At 45.5% G+C, this 21,444-nt stretch carries 8 protein-coding genes and 1 pseudogene; 3 read left to right on the top strand and 6 right to left on the bottom strand.

Annotated features, from left to right (window positions below; genetic code table 11):
• Positions 1–382 (top strand): ATP-binding protein (locus tag HRU23_12435; GenBank protein NRA54944.1); only part of this gene is annotated, 382 nt, incomplete at its 5' end.
• Positions 383–462: 80 nt separating this feature from the next.
• Positions 463–1,029: pseudogene (locus HRU23_12430) on the top strand (IS110 family transposase).
• A 104-nt stretch (positions 1,030–1,133) separates the two neighbouring features.
• On the opposite strand, the gene HRU23_12425 reads toward HRU23_12430, so the two are convergent.
• Positions 1,134–1,310: a hypothetical protein gene (locus HRU23_12425; GenBank protein NRA54943.1), complete on the bottom strand. Its 177-nt coding sequence runs from the start codon at positions 1,308–1,310 to the stop codon at positions 1,134–1,136.
• Positions 1,311–1,383: 73 nt separating this feature from the next.
• On the bottom strand, positions 1,384–1,521 hold the full coding sequence (locus HRU23_12420) for a hypothetical protein (protein ID NRA54942.1): 138 nt from the start codon (positions 1,519–1,521) through the stop codon (positions 1,384–1,386).
• Positions 1,522–1,921: 400 nt separating this feature from the next.
• Between HRU23_12420 and HRU23_12415 the strand changes: the two genes are divergently transcribed.
• A complete protein-coding gene (locus tag HRU23_12415; GenBank protein NRA54941.1) occupies positions 1,922–2,830 on the top strand; it encodes an integron integrase in 909 nt (302 codons plus the stop codon).
• A 160-nt stretch (positions 2,831–2,990) separates the two neighbouring features.
• On the opposite strand, the gene HRU23_12410 is transcribed toward HRU23_12415, so the two are convergent.
• The 4 genes from HRU23_12410 to HRU23_12395 form a co-directional block, all read right to left on the bottom strand.
• Positions 2,991–4,589: a PfaD family polyunsaturated fatty acid/polyketide biosynthesis protein gene (locus tag HRU23_12410; protein NRA54940.1), complete on the bottom strand. Its 1,599-nt coding sequence runs from the start codon at positions 4,587–4,589 to the stop codon at positions 2,991–2,993.
• A 106-nt stretch (positions 4,590–4,695) separates the two neighbouring features.
• Complete coding sequence (locus HRU23_12405; GenBank protein ID NRA54939.1) at positions 4,696–10,620, bottom strand: 3-hydroxyacyl-[acyl-carrier-protein] dehydratase FabA; 5,925 nt, start codon at positions 10,618–10,620, stop codon at positions 4,696–4,698.
• A gap of 32 nt (positions 10,621–10,652) precedes the next feature.
• On the bottom strand, positions 10,653–13,259 hold the full coding sequence (locus HRU23_12400) for a PfaB family protein (protein ID NRA54938.1): 2,607 nt from the start codon (positions 13,257–13,259) through the stop codon (positions 10,653–10,655).
• Positions 13,260–13,461: 202 nt separating this feature from the next.
• Positions 13,462–21,441: an SDR family NAD(P)-dependent oxidoreductase gene (locus HRU23_12395; GenBank protein ID NRA54937.1), complete on the bottom strand. Its 7,980-nt coding sequence runs from the start codon at positions 21,439–21,441 to the stop codon at positions 13,462–13,464.
• Positions 21,442–21,444 lie beyond the last annotated feature (3 nt).

Below are 21,444 nucleotides of genomic sequence, written 5' to 3'. Positions count from 1 at the left end.
ACAAGGCTTTAGTGTTTTCTATTTTAGATTAAAGGAGCTACTGGAAAAAATGTACTTATCCCAGGCCGATGGCACTTACCGTAAATTTATCACCAAGCTAACGAATGCCAATTTACTGATCTTGGATGATTGGGGACTAGAGCCATTAACTGTTCAACAACGCAGTGATTTATTGGAATTAATCGATGCTAGATATGACACTAAATCAACGCTAATCGCGAGCCAATTACCGCAAGAACATTGGTACGAAATGATCGGAGAATCTACGCATGCTGATGCGATTTTGGATCGACTCGTTCACGGCTCAATAAAAATAGAATTAGAAGGGGAATCGATGAGGAAAATAATCAAAAACTTGACTGATGGAGATCACTCAAGCTAAATTTAACGAGGTTCTACAGAACATAAAAAAAGCGATCTCGATGAATGTTATTGGGTGATCTTCTTCATGTTATTACGCAAACGGATGACCAAGCGGTTATTAAACCAAACAAGCTGCTCATAGAGTGCTTCATTGTCCAATTTAAGCAGCTCATTGAATCTATTGAGCGCTTCGATATCGAAATAAAAGGAATATATAAACAGCAAGCTGACCGGGATATATTTAGCAGTTTCCCTGGCGCAGGGCCACAATTAGCACCACGGTTGTTAGTTGCTTTCGGTTCGCATCGAAGTCGATTTGAGCATGCTAGTGAAATACAGAAATATGCAGGTATTGCCCCCGTAACAGAGCGTAGCGGCAAAAAAGAATGGATACATTGGCGTTACTCTTGTTCTAAGTTTATCCGGCAAACCTTTGTCGAATGGGCAGGCTTGTCAGTGCGCTATTCATTTTGGGCTAAAGCATATTACAAGCAACAAGAAAGCAGAGGTAAACCTCATAATACCATCATCAGGTCACTCGCATTTAAGTGGATTAGGATAGCATTTAAGTGCTGGAAAACGAGAACGCCCTATGATGAAACAAGGTATCTGGAAGCCCTGAAAAAACGAGGCTCCCCGTTGTTGAAATTTGCTGCTGAATACTGATTTTAGAGGTTGCGGTCCACCTCAGGGCGTGTTGTTAGGCTTTAATTTCAACTTAGTAAACCCGAAACAAACTTGTACACCCAGTCACTTTAAAAAAGTAAAATCTATTTTTTATTGGCACTTTTAATTTCTTGAGCCTGTCTATATATGTCATCGAAATATGGACGATTTTCAATATCGCACTCATTAGTATAACGCTGATACTCTGTTTGAGATTTTTTAGAAGATAGAACCAAACCTTTCTCTTCACAGAAATTTTTGTAGCTCATTATTTCTTTCAAAATACATTTCTCCAAATTGGGGGGAGTTTAAAACTGCGATTTTTAGTTTAAGCACTCGCTAGGCTTTTGATATTTAATCTTGCCCAAGCTGCAAGTAAATTAAGATTGCCAAAGGCACCAATCCAGCTCCATAAATTAAAATACAAGCAATAGAGACCAGAAACATGAATATTTTTTGATTCTTTTTAAGAGATGCATACCATTTTTTCATTTTTATTCCTTTTAAAGAGTAATAGCTCCAATTATAGATAGAGTTAAGCTAGGAGCAGAAAGCCTAACAGTATATTATCCGTCATTCGCGATAATCCCGAAATCCGAACATTAATTTGAAACAAACTCTAAACCTAAAGCAACGTTATTACAATGACTTAAAATAACATAGCCAACAAAAGTTAAAAATAGTGCGGTGGAGAAATTGCGGGCGGGTTTATTGAGCATGCTGTTCGCGATAAATACGGTAAAGAAATATTAAATTTATTATTTTCAATAATATAAAAATTATCTTTGGGATTATCGCGAATTATTCGTGCACGATAATACCGAAAAGTTTGCTAAATATGCGATCGTCTATTATACCTGTACAAATAACCAGCTAAGTGTAGGTGTGTGTCATGAGCAAATTTTTAAACGAAATTAGAGATGTCATTAGAACGAAAAGGTATAGCCTACGAACTGAAAAAAGTTACATTTACTGGGTCAAAGCTTTCATTCTATTTAACGACAAACGACATCCTGAGCAGATGGGTGCTGCTGAAATCGACCGATTTTTAACACATTTAGCTGTTAATCGAAATGTGTCGGCGGCCACTCAAAATCTAGCCTTATGTGCGGTCATTTTTATGTATCGATTTGTGATTAAAAGAGAAATTATTGGGTTATCTTTTTCCTATGCCAAAAAGCCTAAAAATATCCCTGCTGTATTGTCACCACCCGAAGCGGGCGAAATTATTTCTCACCTGTCCAATCCATACAAATTAATTGCCTGTATATTGTATGGCTCAGGTCTAAGGCTCAATGAAGCACTGCGGCTGCGTGTCAAGGATATAGACTTTAGCAATAACACCATTTTTGTTTTTAGAGGCAAAGGCAATAAAGACCGTGTGTCAATATTACCGAGTGGCTTAATCGGGTCAATCTCGGCGCAAATTGAAAAGTCTAGGGAGATTCATCACAAAGACTTAGCCGAAGGCTATGGCTTAACATCTGTACCAGCATCATTAGTGCGTAAATACAAAAATGCGATGAAAGACTTTACTTGGCAGTACCTTTTTCCGTCAACTACGAAGTGTCAGCACCCCGTAGATGGCTATATTTGTCGCCATCATGTTCACGATTCGGCGTTTTCAAGGCAGTTACGAATCGCATTGTTGAAAACCAATGTGGCTAAAAAAGTATCTGCCCATACGTTCAGGCACAGTTTTGCCACCACCCTATTACAAAATGGCTCTGACATCAGAACAGTGCAGACGTTACTCGGCCACAGCGACATTCGAACGACCGAATACCTGTTAGTTAGATAGTAATGCCCATGTTTGTGGCAGCCAATTCGCGGGCACAATCAGCCCACTAGACAGGCTGACACAAAATATTTAACCAAGTTTTAGCAAATGAATACAAAGGAGTAGGCATAAAAAAAGCGCCCTAAGGCGCTTTATCACTAACTATCAATTTAAACCAAACTTAATCAGTGGTGCGATAGCTCGCTAGTTCAGTGCTTAAGCTAACACCTTGCAGTTTTAGCTGATTAACACGCTGCAAGTAAGCGGCGCCTTTAAGCATGTGCAGGGCAACGTCGACCGCGCCACGTTTGGTGAAGTCTTCAAGGTAAGTACCTTTAACCCAGCTGTTGAATGCGCCAAGACTAGGACCTGCCCAAATTTGGTAATCCATTTCACGGCCTTTTTCACCGGTGTTAGACCAACGTGAAGACAAACCAAGATACCAACGGAAGATTAGTGCCATTTTACGCTTAGGGCTGCTTTGCGCGCGCGCTAGCATGTCTGGATCGCGCTCTTGGAAAAACGCTTCAGTACCGGCCCAAACATCGTCTAGGTTGGCGCGGAAAATTTGCTTTTCAATCTTTAAACGCTCATCACTTGGAATAGCTTCAATTGAGTCATAGTTGATATACAAGTCGTACAGTTTCTTAGCGCGCATTGCGAACATTGAACCACGTTTAACCACTTGTAATTTTACGCCCATTTCGAACATGTCAGCCGCTGGTGCCATGGTAACATCGGCCATTTCAACTTTTGACAATAATTCACGGGTATATTGTGACGCACCCGCTTCAACACAGGCTTGGTTAACTGAGCCAAGCACAATGTAGGCAGCGCCCATGTTAAATGCGGCGAGTGCCGCTTCAGGCGTACCAATACCACCACCAGCACCAACACGTAAGGCTGGCGAGAAGTTGTATTTCGCTTGAACTTCGTCACGCAAACCAATGATGGTTGGTAGCAAGGTTAAAAATGGACGGTTATCGGTATGACCACCAGAATCGGCTTCAGCGGTAATATCGTCGGCCATTGGCACTAATTTTGATAACTCGGCTTGCTCTGGGGTGATTTTGTTTTGGGCCAGTAACTTGTCGATCAATTTTTGTGGCGCAGGCTCCATGAAACGACGCCCTACTTCGGTACGAGAAACCTTGGCGATTACCTTGTTGCCAATGTTTACTGTGCCATCACTGTTCTTAGATAAACCCGCTAAACGATACCACACGATATGTTCAGTTAGGCCTAAATAAGCAGATGCTTCAACCGTTTTAACCCCAAGCTTTAGGAAACGTTCAACCGCGCCGCGCTCTAGTGCTTCTTCTGCGGGTGCGTGAATAAGGTTAACCGCGTATGGGCCGTTTGGCAGTTCGGCTTGAATGCGTTTAATCGCGTCTTCAACCGCGTCAGGTACTAAACCTGCGGCGCCAAACGAACACAATAAACCCGCTTTACCAAGGGCAACAACCAGCTCAACTGACGCAATGCCATTAGCCATTGCGCCGCCATGGTAAGCGTACTTTACGCCGTGTTGTTTTTTGTAGGCGTCGTCGCCTAAATCATCAGCGGTTAGCTTTTGAGCAAAGGCTAATACATCGGTCGCGCCCGTTGCTGCAGTCGCGTTAGCGATGCCAAAGTCGTTGCCTTTTTTAGCCACATACATTGGCTGCTCTAAATTCATCAGTGCAGCTTTAAGTGCTAAGTCGTCAGTGTTAACGGCGCTATCACTGACTTTCCAGCCCCAATCGATGCTGTTATTGGTTGAAAAACTTAAGTTCGACATTTTTGTTCCTTGTTCGCCGCCCCAGTATGTACCTGTGGCGGAATTGTATTGGTTGACTAATACTCAAAATCATTGAAGTTTCGGTGTGCAAACAATGAAAGGTATCTTAAGCTTCAATAATGCTAAGTACGATGTTTTTCACTTCGTAAATTCGTAGCCCATCTTTTGACAGGTTAGCATCGCCGATTAAGCGCACTTCCCCACTTTCAGTCACAATTTCAGTAATATGAACATCAAGTGACATTTGCTTATTAACCGGGGTAATTTGACCACGGTATTTCCAGTCAACCTTGGTTAATGGCGCAATAAAACGTGGGTTAGTGAACTGCGCGCCCAAGTCGTTTTTAAGTGCGTAGGTTTGCATTAATTCAATAATCGCTTCGACACCCAATGAACCAGGCATTACCGGATCTTGATGGAAGTGGTAACGGAAGAACCAATCCGTTGCATCAATGGTGCGCTCACCTAAGATGTAAGCAACACCGGCTTTACCACCGCCTTCAACAACTGACACGGTATCCACAAAGTTCATTTGACCACCAGCCAGCTTGTAGTGTGGCTTGTTCGCTGCGGCTTTAAAGAACGGTAGCGCTTGGTTGGTTAAGTCGAATACTTCGATGTCTGATTTCGGGGTGTTGTTATCAACAAACCACGGCTGTTTGGTCTGGCCTTTGTCCATGCCTAACTGGTTGGTTAGTGATTCGGCACTAAAGTAACCAAATACGGCTTTACCGGTGTAGAACTTTTCATCGTCACCACTTTCACCTTTAACGAACATATCGAAAGTAAAGCTTTGAATAATCGCGCCACCAGCAATGGCTGTGCTCACTAGCACTGATTTATTAACGATGGTTTTGCCACGTAAATCAATTTGCTTTAGCAAGGTGCCGCTACCATCAAGGTTACGGAAAAACAGGTCTTTTTCAGGGTACTTTAACGTGGTGCCCATGTAACCAGAGATAAAGCCGTTTGGTTGTAAGGCTATTTCCATGATTAGGGAATATGGCATCCAATTGTCGTGGCTGTTTTTAGTGAAATACCATGCATCTTCCGGCACGTAATATTCGGCAATACAGCTCGACTCTTTGCCAAGTTCAAGGCGGTTGCCTTTCACTTCAACTACTTGAGTAACAACCTGTAAATCACCACAAGGTGTGCGCGGTGGGATGCGGCCTTTGTAAACATCAAAATCAGGACCAAAACAGTTTGAGATATTGCCAGTCGCAAATTCAAACATGTGCCACGGCGTAAACGGTGCGGTGTTTGGCACACGGTTTTGCCCAGCGACTATTGGCGCTTCAAAGTGAAGAATTGGCGTTACGCCTTTCTCTTTTGGTGAATTGAAATCGGTCATCACGCGCATTAGCGGACGCTCAGGATGTTTGAACGGGTTAACGCCGCGCTCGTCTAATTCTGAACTAACTTCAGCAACACTAGCAACAACAGGTACTGCAGTTACAGGCACAGCAGTTACAGGCTTAGTATTGGCAATATTAGCCAACACGTTTTGTGGCAGCGTTACCGGATAAGGCGAGTTCTCGTCTTGTTCGGTGATCATTACACACAAGTTTTTGAAATCAACAACCGTTTTGCCATCAAGCATAATATCGATGTTGGCTTTCATGTACGGATAAGGATGCATGCCCATTTCGGTCACTTCCATCCGGTAGGTCAAGGTATTGTATTGTGGCTGAACCTGGCCGCGACAACGTACCGTTTGTGACTGACCCGGCAATGGTTGGAAACGTGCGTTGTTAACGTTGGCGTGCATGCCTAATAGCAACATAAAGAACATCGCCATTTGGCCACAGCCTTCCGACATTAACGAACCAGCCATTACTTGGTCACCCTTAAAGTGACAAGGGAAATACCAATGCTCAGGGTCGAGATCTTTCTGACCTTCAATCAGACCAAGTCCCCAATGACCGCCCGTTGGATCAATTTTGGTAATACGCTCAATCATTAAGAACTTTTCTGAACTGAACTTTAATGATGGATTACGACCGCCTTGATCATAGTTTTTACCGAAACAGCCTGCAACATCGCCATTAACCAGCTTCATCATGTCGCTATAATCGTAAGTTGCTTTAATGTCGCTAGCAGCTCGCGTTAATAGTGGCGTGAACGAGCTTTTAACCGCGTCGCTAAATTCTTTTTTGTCTTTGTCGTTATGGATAACGCCCTTGCCATCTTTTAGTTCTTCGTCGGTAAAGAAACCAGCACAACCATTACGCATGATCAGTACTTTCTTGTCGCCAACGTAACAGTCGTAGTGGAAGAAGAACAACAGTTGTTCGCCATTACGGGCATAAGAGTCAATATGAATTTCGTAACGTAGGGTTTCGCCGCCAAACGCCATTTCTTCAAGGAAGGTTAATTCACAATCGAGTAAACGATAAACGCGCTCACCTTTGGCTTGAAAATCGATGCCGATGTACGAAATCAACATTAAGTCACACTGGCCTGATTCAACCGCAACTGACCACGGAATTTGACCGTCGATTAAAAACGGTGCATCAACTGGAATGTCATATTCGGTACACATGTACGACTTTTTGTATTCATTAACTGTCGCGTCAAGCTCTGTTACACGGGTTACCAGCAAGTAATCGGTGGTTGGCAAACGCACGCGGCGTGAGTAGCCGTCGATAATATTGTATTGCGCGCCAAATACCTTGCCGATATCGCCTTCGGCAAATTCAACCAAGTCGTCATAATCATAAATAACATTGTCAGGCTGGTTGTATTGCTCTTTTAATTGCAACGGTGGGTAATTATAACCCACTGGGCCTTTAATTTGGAAACCAGCTTGGCTTGCAGCCGCTTGCGCGTTTGCTTCGACACTGGTCATGCTAGCGCTAGCTACTGGCTCTGTTGGCACAATAGTTAAGGCTGGTTTTGCTGATACTGGTGCAGTATATGCGGTTGGTGCATAAGCTGGCAGGCCAGCACTGACCTTGGCTTGCAATTCAACCAACTGTGATAACTGCTGTTGGGCAGCTTGGCGAGTTTGCAAAAATGCTTGATGAGTTGCAGCACTTTGTACTATCTCTTTGCTCGCAGTAGCTTTAATAGATTGTTTTTTCACGGTTACTCCAACAGCGCTCGGTACTGATACCTGAGGTACGGGCGCTTGTTTTTTGAAAGAAGTTTGAACAGAAATATTGGCAGATGTTTTTTGTTCTGTTGCTGGCAAAAGCACCACTGGCTTGGCAATTTGTTGCGGTGTTAGATTATTCATCATCACCGGATTGCTCACGCCTGTTAAGGTTTTACCAACAAACTGTTGTTTAATTTGGTTTAGGTTGTCGCTACTGGCATTAATAATAGCCGGTGCCATTAGCTGACCGCCTAATTCAATGGTTTTAATTAGCTGTGGTCGCGCTTTGCCGCTCTTACCATTAGCCGCAGGCGCTGCTTGATGCGGCTGAGCACTGGCACTCACAATTAAATGGGCACAGCTGTTATCACGACCTAAGCCGTTAATTGCAATGACACCACTGTTTTGTAAATCAAGTGCCAAAGCCGACTTAATAATGCTGGCGATGCCTGACGCATTAAACGTATGGCCAATGTTGGTTTTAACTGAACCAATCGCTACATTTGGATAAAGCTTGGCAAACGCTGCTTGTTCGGCGCTGTTTTCGCTCGCAAAACCACTGGCATGGGCTTCAACCGCACTGATTTGGGTTGGTGTTACTTTAGCATGTGCCAAGGCTTTGTTAGCAGCGGTCGCAATGGCGTGTTGGTCATTGCCTGGGGCAAAACTAATCGCGTCAATGGTTGCGTAAATTTGCTTGGTTTGCACTTGCGATTGTGGCTTAACCACGATTGCTGCTGCACCTTCGCCGACTAACCATTGGTTGTTGGCTAACACATCGCTGGCTGTTGCTGCATCGACGCTTACTTTGCCAAAGTGCTGACGCAAGGTGATGTTTTCAACACTACCCGCTAAATCAACGCTGGCAATAATCACCGCATCAACATCGCTGGTCTGAAATAAACTTTCGGCCAGTTCAACACAGCGATAAACCGAGTTTTCTTCTGCCGACACGGTAATGGCCGGGCCAGAGAAATCCCATAACGCCGAAATACGCGACGCCATAATATTACCAATGAAGCTGGTGTACTGATTAAGCTGCGCTGCAAAGGCTACGCCGTCTTTAGCAATACTCGTCAATTCTTCGCGCTGGCTGTCAGTTAAGCTAATGCCTTGCTGCAACAAGCTGTCTTCAATTTGGGTAGTTAAGTTAACGCGACCACGGTACGAGTGAAGCTCTAGCTCCATGCCCATGGCGACTAATACCGCAACATTGCTGCCTTCTTTAAGGCCAGCGTCTTTCGCGGCATTGTCAGCCACTTTCATCATCATTAGTTGCTGCGGGATCAGGCGATCTTGTTCATTCGGCGGCACTTTAAAACGTAAGAAATCAATGTCGAACTGCTCAACATAGCCACCCTTAGGCGCATGTGGTAATTGCAATGACGCCATCACCTGTTGGTCAGTTTCAATGCCTTTCCAGCGTTTGCTTGGCAAGTCTCGGAAGGTATTGCCGTTGCTGGTCAATAGCTGGTTAAACTGGCTTAAGTTGCTCGCGCCACCAAAGTGCGCGTCCATGCCAATAATGGCTAGTGGCTCTGCCGCTTTTGCTTGGTCAAACTGGCTTTGCAGTTCATTGGTTGCTTGTTGCAATACTAGGTGAGCATTACTACCACCAAAACCAAATACGCTAACCCCTGCCGTGCGAGGCTTCGCCGGATTAGTGGTCGTTGGCCAAGGCACGGTGGTCGTTGGCATTTGCGCGCCAGTAAAGTAACCGTTTTTAGATTGCAGTGGCTCATTTAAATTAATGGTCGCGGGAATAACACCTTTATCGAGTGCTAACATCGCTTTGGTCATGCCCGGCATGCCCGCTGCGGTTAATAGGTGGCCAAGGTTTGATTTAACCGAGCCTAATAATGGCTTATTGCCCGAGCGGCTAAAGAAGGTTTCCATTGAGCGCAGCTCAACGTTGTCGCCTTTAGGTGTGCCCGTTGCGTGACATTCTACGTAATCAACGTCCTGCGGGTTAACCCCAGCATTTTCATAAGCACGCTCATAAGCCAATACCTGTCCTTTGGTATTAGGGCTTAATACGAACTCGCCTTTACCATCGTTGGTTAAAGCGCCGCCCTTGATGATGGCATAAATATGATCGCCGTCGCGTACCGCGTCACTTTGGCGTTTTAACACCATCATGCCTGCGCCTTCACCAGCGAATAGGCCTTGTGAGTTTTTATCAAACGGGGCGTGAATATTATTGGCAGGGTAAGCCTGGAAAATCGAGAAACCCATGTTAACGAACATGGGATCAGAGCCCGAAACAGCACCCGCTAACATCATGTCAGACTTACCAGTGTGCAAATAATCACAGGCTAATTTAACGCTGTAACATGATGACGCACAGGCCGCATCGAGCGCGAAGTGTGAACCACCCAAACCAGCAGCTTGTGCCAGTAAGGCCGCAGGATAACCTGCCACTAATCCATTATCAGGATGAACCGCTTGGTGCTCGGTAAAGTGAGCCAGCTCAAAATCACCATGCAATAGCTGCTTAAGCGCATTATCAACCACATTGTGGTAAAGCGGCATAAATAAATGGTTAGATGATTTAGTCGGGAAAGATAAGTTGCCTAAGATAAGGCCACAATTATCAAGCGCCGCACTGCCCCAGTAACCTGCATCACTTAGCGCTTGTTTAGTCACATAAAGTGCCCACTGGTTGAGGTCGTCTAAACCAGACAGGTAATCGCCACCTAACTTAAAACCGCTCGGGTCAAAATTAAAATCACTGATAAAACCACCGTGGACACAATAAAACTTGTCGGTGTCGCCTTTTTTGCCGGTGTATTTGGCAGGATCTACGCCCATTTGCTTGGCGGTGGCTTTGCTGCGGCAATCTTGTTGCTCGAGCAATTGCTGCCAAAAATGTTCTGGGGCTTGTGAGCCTGGGAACAAGTTGGCAATGCCTACTACTGCAATATTTTCCATATTTACTCTCTTGTTTGAGTGAGCTTAAGCCATTAAGAAATGACTGAAGCCTTTTTAATCTGTGTTTGGCTATTGCCCGCTGACGCTTGCCCTGATTGCTCAAGGATTGAGCCATAAAATAAGCTGTCTAAATTTAAGCGAACACCGTGGCTAATTAGCTTGGCGATGGCGCGGATATAAGTCAGTTCATCGGGGGTGCCTTTGGCATTAACGGGCACTGAAACATGACTGATGGGCGCGGCATCGCTGTTGGCTTGCTGATGGTTAATAATTTTATCAACCCACGCACATAACGAGCGCCCCGGCCCCATTTCAATAAATACCCGCGCGCCCTTGGCGTGAATGGTATTAACCAAACGCGGAAAATCAACCACGTCGCACAGACATTTCGCAATGCTGTGGGCAATAGCTTTGCTCATTTGCGGGATCGGCAAATAACATGAGCTTGAATACATTTTTGTTTTAATGCGTGGCGTTACGTCCATGGTGTAAAGCGATACCATGTGATCATATTCGTCATAAGCTGGCGCGCTATGAATGGCATTGGCCATGTTTAAGGCCATTGCTCGGACACCCAGTTTCTTAACAACCCGCAAGCAATCATCGGGGTAACCCGCTAATAACAGGTTGTCTGGGGTATTAATAATGGTGCAATAAACCCGCGGCTCGTCGACAGTTGCGATGTTAACTTGTTCGATGGTCGCTTTAATGGTGTAGGTTTCCCAAATTTGCTCAAAAGTACCGTTGGGCACATCGGGCAAATCCCAGTGATTACGTAAAGTACGCAATTCACCACATAACTGGTGGTTAAAGGTATTAGAGCTGGCTAAGCGCGCGCTCATTAACCCCGGTTGCTGCCAACAGCCAAGCGCAGCATACATGCTCACTTCGCCCATTGAGTAACCTGTGGCAAAGTCGGCTTTAACCTCGAATACTTCTTCAAATACCTTGGTGAAAACACACGCAAAACCAACACCAGCTTCGGCGATATTGGCCAAGTTGCCACGCAATTCAAGGTCGAGCTGTTTCAGCTCTTTAAAGTTATGACGGACAATGCTGCGTGGGTTAAGCAAGGTATCTTTTAAGGTGCTGCTAATGTCTTGTGCTAAATCGGCCACGGGTTGATAAATTTGTGGGAACAAATGAAATAAGTCGCGCCCCAAACCAACGTAAGTTGCGCCAATGCCCGGGTACATAAATGCGACACCATTAGAAGCCGTATCATTAGCTGTGCCAGCGGGCGTCGCGCTAAAGTAACTGCCTTTAGGGGTTTTCCATTCGCTGTTATCGCTAATCGCTTTAGTGATACCTGCTTGAGCTTGGGTAATCTCTTTGCTTAACTCAACTAACGACTCGGCAATTAATGAAATGGCGTACTTAGCGTCACTGTTAAAGCGGCTGAAGCACTGCTGCGCTAAGGTCTTTAAACTGACGTCGCTCGCTGCTAGTTGGCTTAGTTGTTGCTGTAACTGTTGCTCGTTATCACCACTCACTAACACGAGGGTTAAATCACCTGCGGCAAAATAACCATTGGCTCGCACATCGCTAGCGGCATGTCGCTGCCCTGCTGCCAGTTCATTGTCAGTAAGCGCCAATAAAATTTCTTGCACTATGATATGGCAATAGCTGTCACTGCTGCTGGTTTTAGCAAGATCTGCTTGGCAGCTATAAGCGGCGATATGAGCACTGCCATCGCTATTGGGATACCATGGGCGTGCATCAACCGGGAAATAAAACGCCGAATTTTGCCAGCGGGTTAAATCACTCGCCTGTGGTTGCTGCCAATTTGTTAGCGGCGAAATATAACGCTGATGCAGCGACAGTACGGTTTTTAGTAAACCGGCCACTTGAGAAAAACCAGCGCCCTCACCTAACACACCACGCGCACAGCTAATGGCAGTGTGCAGTGGTTTGTTGCCTTTATAAGCATTGATTAAGCCGCGGCTTTCATCGCTCGTGAGTCGGTCTTCATTAGTTCCAGCAAGAGTAGCTAACGCCGATACTTCTAACAATCCGACTTGGTCAGCGGTCACTTTAGCATTGCTTAACGCAGCGCTTGCGACATCACTAACATCAGTGCCAGTGGCGAAACCTTTAATTAGGCCATAAATATAGGCGTTATGATCTTGAGCGAAATTAGCCGATGTCAGCAATAAGCTAGCAATGCCTGCACTGTGTTGATAACCGGTAAAGCTTTGATCAAAGCTAATAGTGGCAAGGTGTTCGCTTGCTGGTTGCTCACTATTGATTTGCACAGCCAATGGTAATTCGACTTGATTAACCCCAAGCAAAGCAACCGCGGTTTGACCGTTAGCAGCAAGGGCTGTTACTTGGGCTAATGCCAACGCCAAACTTGGATAAATATCACAGCTCGCGCATTGACTTGCCAACTGCTGGCTTAATTGAGCGCGGCTAACTTCATCCTGACCTTCTAACACGACCACCACGGCGAGTGTCGAACACGCCAACTGGTTATTAGCGGCTAATTGCGTGACTGAATCGAGACACAAGGTGGCAAGATCGCTATTAAGCGGTTGATCAAATGTTGCTACGCCCTGATAAAAAGCCCGCTCAACCCGGTCAATCGTGTCATGGCCGGAAAATTTAGCATCGATGCCGATAACGGCTAACTCTGTCATATTCAGTTTCTATTCCAATTCTTATAATAGTAATGCTTAAAGGCTCGGGTACGACATGCCATGTCGAGCGCTTAAGCATTAATACTGATTAAAAAAATTCAGCGCCACCAGCTAATGACGCCAAATGATTGTTTTGTTATTGCTTCTTTTCTAACACTTGCTTTGTAAACGTTAGTTTTTTAAACACTTACTTTGCAAACTCTTACTTTTCAAACATAGCGTTTAAGCTTTTACTCGCACGAACCTGAGCCGATTTAACCTCGGCGATAAGGCTCATGTCCTGCGCAATAAACTTGATATCACAAGCCGCTTTGCTGCCGCGGCGTTGATCCAAGTTATGCTCAACCACGTTCAGCTCAAGATAGAACACTTCATCAGCTGCAACTTCACGGTAAACCGTCCAAGCTGCTGTTGACGTTGGCAAGCTGCCAATACCATATTGCTTACGTACCCACACCAACATTGCCTGATAAACCAGATCGTTGGCAAAGATATTGTTTTGGCCGAGCGGGAAATCGCCCTGCTTAACTGTCGCAATTTCAGGTACCTGACAGGCTAATAACAAGCCTTGTTCATCACAGCTAACAATTTCGCTAATGCCTTGCAAGCTTGCGCCGTGGAACAACGTGCCATTGTCATACAGCGCCGCTGCATCTGCGGTTACCTGACCAGTAATAGTCGGTAAGCTCTTGGTTAACTTAAACGGTGTCATACCGCTTTTAGCTATTAACAAGGTCGCACCGTAATGGAACACCGGCTTGCCCGCATTATTGACACTGGCAATCGTCACTTTAACGCGAACGATGCCCTGCTCGTCAGATTGCTCTGCCGGCGCCAAGTCAATGCTGTAATCGCAAGCCTCGCTACCGTCGAAAATCACCCCTTTAAACAATTGATAGTCTTCAAAACCAAGGTACTGGTAATCACTATAAACTGCGGTGGTGGCATCGCTCATCCAAGCGATGGCACACACTGTTGGCAACACTTGGTTGCCATTAAAGCTATGATCTTCTAAAAACACATTGTTAGTCGCTTGCAGACTTTTAGCTACTTTTACAGTAGTAAGCCCGGTTGAGAAGCGACTAACTTGTGGCTTTTTTACAGAAGCTGCCTCGTCTTGATCTTTAGAAAGGTCGTTACCAACCAAAATTTGTGGACAACGGTTATCAGTCGCACTTAACTCGCTCAGTAATAACTGCGCGCCAGCGTCTAGTGGAATAATGTAAACACCACGAGCAGCAAACATCCGCTTAAGCTCAGGTGTTACCATGCCGCCATCCCAAGGACCCCAGTTAAAGCTCAGTACTTGTGCTTTAGGGTGCAGCGCTTTAAAGCGGTAAGCTGTTTTGTTTAAGATGTCGTTGGCAATTGAGTAGTCAGACTGGCCCGGGTTACCGTAGAAACCAGCCGCTGACGAGAACAACACTAAGTGCTTAAGTTCACTTTGCTCAGTCACGGCTAACATTGATAACAAACCATCAATTTTAGTGCTATAAACCGCTTCAAAATCGCTCAGAGTCTTTTGCTCAATAAACTTGTCGGCCAACACACCAGCGCCGTGAATAATACCCGTTACCGAACCAAACTTAGCAATAATCGGGCTAACTGCCGCTTGCACGCTAGCTGCGTCTGTTACATCACTTGCTACATACTCAGCTTGACCACCAGCCGCTTTAATAGCGTTTAGGGTATCGCTAATTTCGCGGTTAGCAAAAATTGGCTTAATGAACTGCATTACTTTAACCGGTGTTGGTTTATCACCAGCAGCAATCAGTGCTTGCATCGCCGCTTTTTTAAGTGCTGCTTCGTCGTTAATGCCTTTTGCCCAGCTTGGCTCGTCATTTGAGAAAACAGAGCGACCTAACAAGATGAACTTAGATTTGTGTTCTTGGGCAATACGGATAACACAATGAGCTGTTACGCCTTTAGCGCCACCGCTCACTAAAAATACCGAGTCAGCGTTAATGCTGTTACCAGCGGTTAATGCGTAGCTGTCTGTTGCAACACCCACTAAGGTTAAACGACCTTCGCTGTCGTAGCCCACTTCACTAAGCTCGGTGTTCGCGTCAAGCATTTCATCGCTAACTAAGCTTGCTACTTTGTCGCTAGCTGCTGTCGCCGAGAAATCAACCGCGCGACATAATACGTCAGCCCATTCGTGAGATAGCGTTTTAACTAAACCGTTTAAGCCACCTTGCACTAAATCTGCTGAGGTATCTGTGCTATTGAAGCCAATCTGCCCGCCTTGGCGAGTTACAACTACAAATGAACCACGAACTTTAGCCGCTGCAGTAACCTTGCTTAGCTTGGCTAAGATAAAGGCTAACATTAGACCCTGCTTTGACGCTTGTGGGTATTGGATGTTGTTAATGGTGCTCGCTGGCTGCATGTAAATAACTGCATCTAGCTGCGCGCCATTGGCGATGATGGCTTTGATTTCATCTTCAACTACATCGCTAATTTCAACCACGTTAACCGCTTTAGCAAACGCTTTTTTCGACGTTGCTTTAACCCAAGTTGGTTTAATCGCAGTAACGTTCCAGCCTGCGCTGGTCAATGTTGCACTAAGTGCAACTGCAGCGCCGGTGCCATCGTCAACGATTAAGGCATTAGCACCCGTCGCCGCTTGGCTAATTTTAGTGACTGAACTTAAACGCTCAATCGCTACTGTTGCGCTCGGTGCAGGTTGAAAGTCGGCTACTTGAAACGTCGCATCCGCAGTATTGACCTCAGCGTTTGCTGAGGTATTGGCTGAAGTATTAGCAACTGCACCACTGGTACCAGTAACCTTGCTTTGCATGTAACTGACGATTTCGCCCAATGTACGCAGTTCAGCTAAATCTTCTGGGTTAAGTTCAGGTAAATCGGTAATGATTTCTTGAACCGCACCTAGAATTTCAACGCGCTTGATTGAGTCAATGCCCAAGTCTGCTTCCATGTCCATGCCTAGTTCAAGCATATCGACTGGGTAACCTGTCTTGTCTGCAACAACTTCCATCATCACTTTTTGGATGTGGCCTAAGTCAATTGCAGGAGCGGCAGAAGCAGCAGGCGCCGCGGCGGCACTTGGGGTGTTAGTAACTTTACTTTGCATGTAGCTTACGATTTCGCCTAACGTACGTAGCTCTGCCAAATCTTCTGGGTTTAGTTCAGGTAAATCGGTAATGATTTCTTGAACTGCACCTAGAATTTCAACGCGTTTGATTGAGTCAATGCCCAAGTCAGCTTCCATGTCCATGCCAAGTTCTAGCATATCGACTGGGTAACCTGTCTTGTCTGCAACAACTTCCATCATCACTTTTTGAATGTGGCCAAGATCGATTGCTGGTGCAGCTGCTGGCACTGGTGCTGCGCTGCCCGGAGGTGTTGGATCAGTCGGCGTTACTTTTGACTGCACCTTCTGTTGCATATGTTCGACGATTTCGCCTAACGTACGTAGCTCTGCTAAGTCTTCTGGGTTTAGTTCTGGTAAATCGGTAATGATTTCTTGAACGGCCCCTAAAATTTCAACGCGCTTGATTGAGTCAATGCCCAAGTCAGCTTCCATGTCCATGCCAAGTTCTAACATGTCGACCGGGTAACCCGTTTTATCGGCAACAACTTCCATCATTACAGTTTGGATATGACCAAGGTCAATAGCTGGAGCAGTTGAAACTGCGCTCGCTGCTACTGGCGCGGCGGTAACTTTGCTTTGCATGTATTCAACGATTTCGCCCAAAGTACGTAGCTCAGCTAAGTCTTCTGGGTTTAGCTCAGGTAAATCAGTAATGATTTCTTGAACGGCACCTAGAATTTCAACACGCTTGATTGAGTCAATGCCCAAGTCAGCTTCCATGTCCATGCCAAGTTCTAACATGTCTGTTGGGTAACCCGTTTTGTCGGCAACAACTTCCATCATCACGTTTTGAATGTGCTTAAGGTCGATTGCTGGTGCAGCTGCTGCACTCGCTACAGCTACTGACGCAGGAGCGGCAGTCACTTTGCTTTGCATGTACTCAACGATTTCGCCTAACGTACGTAGCTCTGCTAAGTCTTCTGGGTTTAGCTCAGGTAAATCAGTAATGATTTCTTGAACGGCACCTAAAATTTCAACGCGCTTGATTGAATCAATGCCCAGATCTGCTTCCATGTCCATGCCAAGTTCTAACATGTCAGTTGGGTAACCCGTTTTGTCGGCTACTACTTCCATCATCACGTTTTGAATGTGGTTAAGGTCAACAGCTGGTGCTGCTGCACTTGCTACTGGCGCTGTGGCGGCACTTGAGGTGTTAGTTACGGCTGCCGCTTTCGACTTCATGTAGTCAACGATTTCGCCCAAAGTACGTAGTTCAGCCAAGTCTTCTGGGTTTAGTTCAGGTAAATCAGTAATGATTTCTTGCACCGCACCTAGAATTTCAACGCGTTTGATTGAATCAATACCCAAGTCTGCTTCCATGTCCATGCTTAGTTCAAGCATGTCAGTCGGGTAACCAGTTTTGTCGGCAACAACGTCTAACATCACCTTGTTAATCGTCGCAACATCAACACTTGGTGCTGCCACTGGCGTAGCAACGACAACAGGCGCAACAATAGGTGCAACTTTCGCAACTTGTGCAACCATAGGCGCAGCGGCCACGGCTTGAACAGGTGCTGCTTGTGCCTGCACTTGTAAAACAGGTGCTTGAGCAACTGCTACGGCCGGTGCATTAACCGCAACTGGCGTTGGAGTAACAGGCGCTGGAGCAAATGCTACTGGCGCGGCAATAGTTCGAACCGGCGCAGCAACCACTGACTCGCTAACATTGCCAGACAATAAAGTGGCCATGCTATCAGTTTGGTTGTTTAAATATGTTTCGTGAACTCGCAATGTTTCAGACTGGAACTGATTGTACATCGTTAAAGTACGATCAAGACTCTCAGGCAATGCTTGTCCTGCTTGCGCGTCTAATACGTTTTGGAAGGTTTTAGCGTAGTCTTGTGGACCTTGCATAAATTGTTCGTGCACGTTTAATAGCTGCTGTTGATGCTCAACAAACTGACCAACACTGCGTTCGATTGACGCAACTAAATCACCGTTCGACGCATTGTCGTTTGATACATTGCCATTTGAAACAGTCGCTGCTGGCGCTTGCGTGCCGTCGGCCTGAACATAAACAATCTTTTGTACTTCGACAATCTTTTCTACTTCAACAATCTTTTCAACGATCTTAATTTGTGGCTCAACCGCTACTGCTTTAGCTTGCTTGACTGTCCAACCATCAGTTAGCGCATCTTCGAATGCTTTTTTGGTTTTAGGGCTCACATAAGATGCTGCTGAAAGTTTCATTAACATTGGAGACGCTTTTGGCGCTGTTAACGGACGCTTAACGGCGTCGTACTTATCAAGGTTTTCAAGTGAAAGTCCTAACACTGCCATTTGCAATGCTGCTTGACGCATCTGCACATCACTTGGCTTTTTAGGGTTAGCGTTAACCGCAATCGCCACAACATCGTCTTTGTCGCTTAAGATGTTATCAACTAACTTAGTTAACACATTCTTAGGACCAAATTCGATAAATACTCGGCCGCCATCTGCATAGATGTTGTCAATTTCTTGGTTAAAGTGCACTGACTCAAGAATATGCTTTTTCAAGCTTTTCTTAATCTCGCTTGGTTTAGTTGAATGTGCCTTGCCTGTGCTGTTTGAGAACACTGGAATAGTTGGGGCATTAAACTTAGCGCTGTCGATTGCTTTAGCGAATGGCTTTTGCGCATGACCAACTAATGGCGTGTGGAACGCAGCTGATACTGGCAGCGGTACCACTTTATAACCTTTGGCTGTTAGCTCAGTGATGGCTACTTCAATCTGGCTGCTGGTGCCAGCAATAACCACTTGGTTATTTGAATTGTAATTAGCAATTGAAACATCGCTGATGTTTGCAATATCAGTAGCCACTTTAGCTGGGTCACCAACTACGGCAGCCATTTTGCCAGCATCGAATGCTGCATCTTCTGGTGCTGCCATTGCTTGACCACGGCTACGCGCTAGCATCATGTAATCGCTGTCGTTTAATACGCCAGCAGCCCACAATGCGGTTAATTCACCAAAGCTATGACCGGCAACGAAATCGGCTTTAAAACCAGCTTGTTCAAAAATCTTAAACAAACTAACACTCAAAGTACCAATTGCTGGTTGCGCGTGCTGAGTCAGACGCAATAATTCGTCTTGTGCTTTACGTGCAGCATCGGTATAAACCGGAATAGGGAAAGTAATTGCTGATAAGTGACCTAAGTTAGCCGCTGCAAACTCGTTATCCATCGCGCTAGTCGTATCCATTACGCTTGGGAAGTTACAAGCAAGCTCGCGTCCCATATTAACGTATTGTGAACCTTGACCAGAGAACAGTGCAACAACCTTACCTTTGGCTTCTATACCATTGCTACGGTAGTAAATACCCGTTGGTACCGACCAATCGCTAGCGCCAGTTTTTGCGTTAAACTGTTTTAACGCAGCGTCGATCATCGCCAGTGCTTCGCCAGCATTACGGGCGGTAAAACCAACACGCGCTAACTCAGTGGCCACTGTTGTGAGTGGGAATTGCGTGACTAAGGCGTTAAAGACAAATGGCTGAGCATCGGCGTCTACGGCTAATTTAGTTTTCCAGCTGTTAAGCTCGCTCACTATTGCTTGCTCATTGGCACCGGTAATTAATACCGTTTGGCTAACCGAGTTTAAGCGGTAAGCACCTTCGTGGGTTGGGCAGTATTCTTCTAAAACGATATGGAAATTTGTACCACCAAAACCGAATGAGCTAACACCGGCACGACGCGGCGCACCGTCTTCGCGTGGCATCCACGGACGGTTTTCGCTGTTAAGATAAAGTGGGCTGTTTTCAATATCAAGCGCTTCACTTGGCTTATCAATATGAATAGTTGCCGGCAATACCTTGTGATGTAACGCTAAGGCTGCTTTGATCATGCCAGCAGAGCCTGCGGCTGATTTAGTATGACCAATTTGCGATTTAACTGAACCTAATGCAATGTGTTGCTTTTGATCGCTAGCGGCACCAAAGTGCTTGGTCAATCCACCAAATTCGGCAGCATCGCCCGCTTTAGTACCCGTACCGTGACCTTCAATTAAGCCACAAGTTTCTGGTGCAAAACCAGCATCTTCATAGGCACGTTTAAGTGCTTTCGCTTGACCGTCTGGACGAGGCGCATAAATAGATTTGAAACGACCGTCTGACGAAGTACCAATGCCTTTAAGCACAGCATAAATTTTGTCGCCATCACGCTCTGCGTCTTCAAGACGCTTAAAGGCCATCATGCCGATGCCTTCACCAACCAACATGCCCTTTGAATCGTCGTCGAACGGACGAATGTCATCGTTAGTGGTAAACGCCGGAGTCTTCGAGAAAGACATGTACATAAATGGTGAGTTATCACAACAAACACCACCAGAGATCATCACTTCTGAGCGATACTCTAGCAAGTCTGAAACCGCCATTTTGATCGCTGCCAATGAACCAGCACACGCGGCGTCAACAACACAGTTAGTGCCACCAAAGTCAAAACGGTTAGCAATACGACCAGCAATTACGTTGCCAAGCATGCCTGGGAATGAGTTTTCTTCCCAGCCAATGTATGCTTTTTTGAATTTTTCGATAATCATCGCGCGATCGGCTTCGTCGATGCCTGACGCTTTTAATACTTTTTCAAGCACTGGGCCTTGCAGACGTGAAGTTAGTGGTGATATTTGCTTTTGACCACCGCCCACTCCTAACGTAATACCAATTTTGTCGTGATCATAATCTTTGCCAATGCCAGCATCGGCTAAAACGTCACGGGCAACAATTAACGATAATAATTGCGCGATATCGGTTAACTCAAGGATGTTTGGCGGCAAACCAAATTCCATCGGGTCAAAGTCTAATTCTGGAATGAAACCACCACGTTTGCAGTAAGTCTTGTCTGGTGCGCGCTTGTCACTTGAGTAGTGATCGTCAATCGCCCAGCGATCGGCAGGAACATCAATGATTGCGTCAACTGAATCAACAATATTGTCCCAGAATTGATCAAGGTTTTTCGCATCAGCAAATACCGACGCCATACCAATGATTGCAATAGGTGTTTCTTGCAACCTTGAATTAAATTGTTTGTCATCGGCGCTAAGCTCATCAGACTTAAGAGTCTTAGCTACCGCTGGGGTGTTCTTTTTAGCCATTTT

It is taken from the genome of Gammaproteobacteria bacterium, assembly GCA_013214945.1.
Taxonomy (GTDB): domain Bacteria; phylum Pseudomonadota; class Gammaproteobacteria; order Enterobacterales; family Psychrobiaceae; genus Psychrobium.
Note: the sequence above shows the minus strand (reverse complement) of the source record. Positions and strands in the feature narration are given on the sequence as shown.

What these genes read in the sequence shown, in the direction of transcription:
- HRU23_12405 (NRA54939.1), bottom strand. Translation starts at nt 10,620, where the DNA reads ATGGAAAATATTGCAGTAGTAGGCATTGCCAACTTGTTCCCAGGCTCA.
- HRU23_12415 (NRA54941.1), top strand. Translation starts at nt 1,922, where the DNA reads ATGAGCAAATTTTTAAACGAAATTAGAGATGTCATTAGAACGAAAAGG.
- HRU23_12400 (NRA54938.1), bottom strand. Translation starts at nt 13,259, where the DNA reads ATGACAGAGTTAGCCGTTATCGGCATCGATGCTAAATTTTCCGGCCAT.
- HRU23_12420 (NRA54942.1), bottom strand. Translation starts at nt 1,521, where the DNA reads ATGAAAAAATGGTATGCATCTCTTAAAAAGAATCAAAAAATATTCATG.
- HRU23_12395 (NRA54937.1), bottom strand. Translation starts at nt 21,441, where the DNA reads ATGGCTAAAAAGAACACCCCAGCGGTAGCTAAGACTCTTAAGTCTGAT.
- HRU23_12410 (NRA54940.1), bottom strand. Translation starts at nt 4,589, where the DNA reads ATGTCGAACTTAAGTTTTTCAACCAATAACAGCATCGATTGGGGCTGG.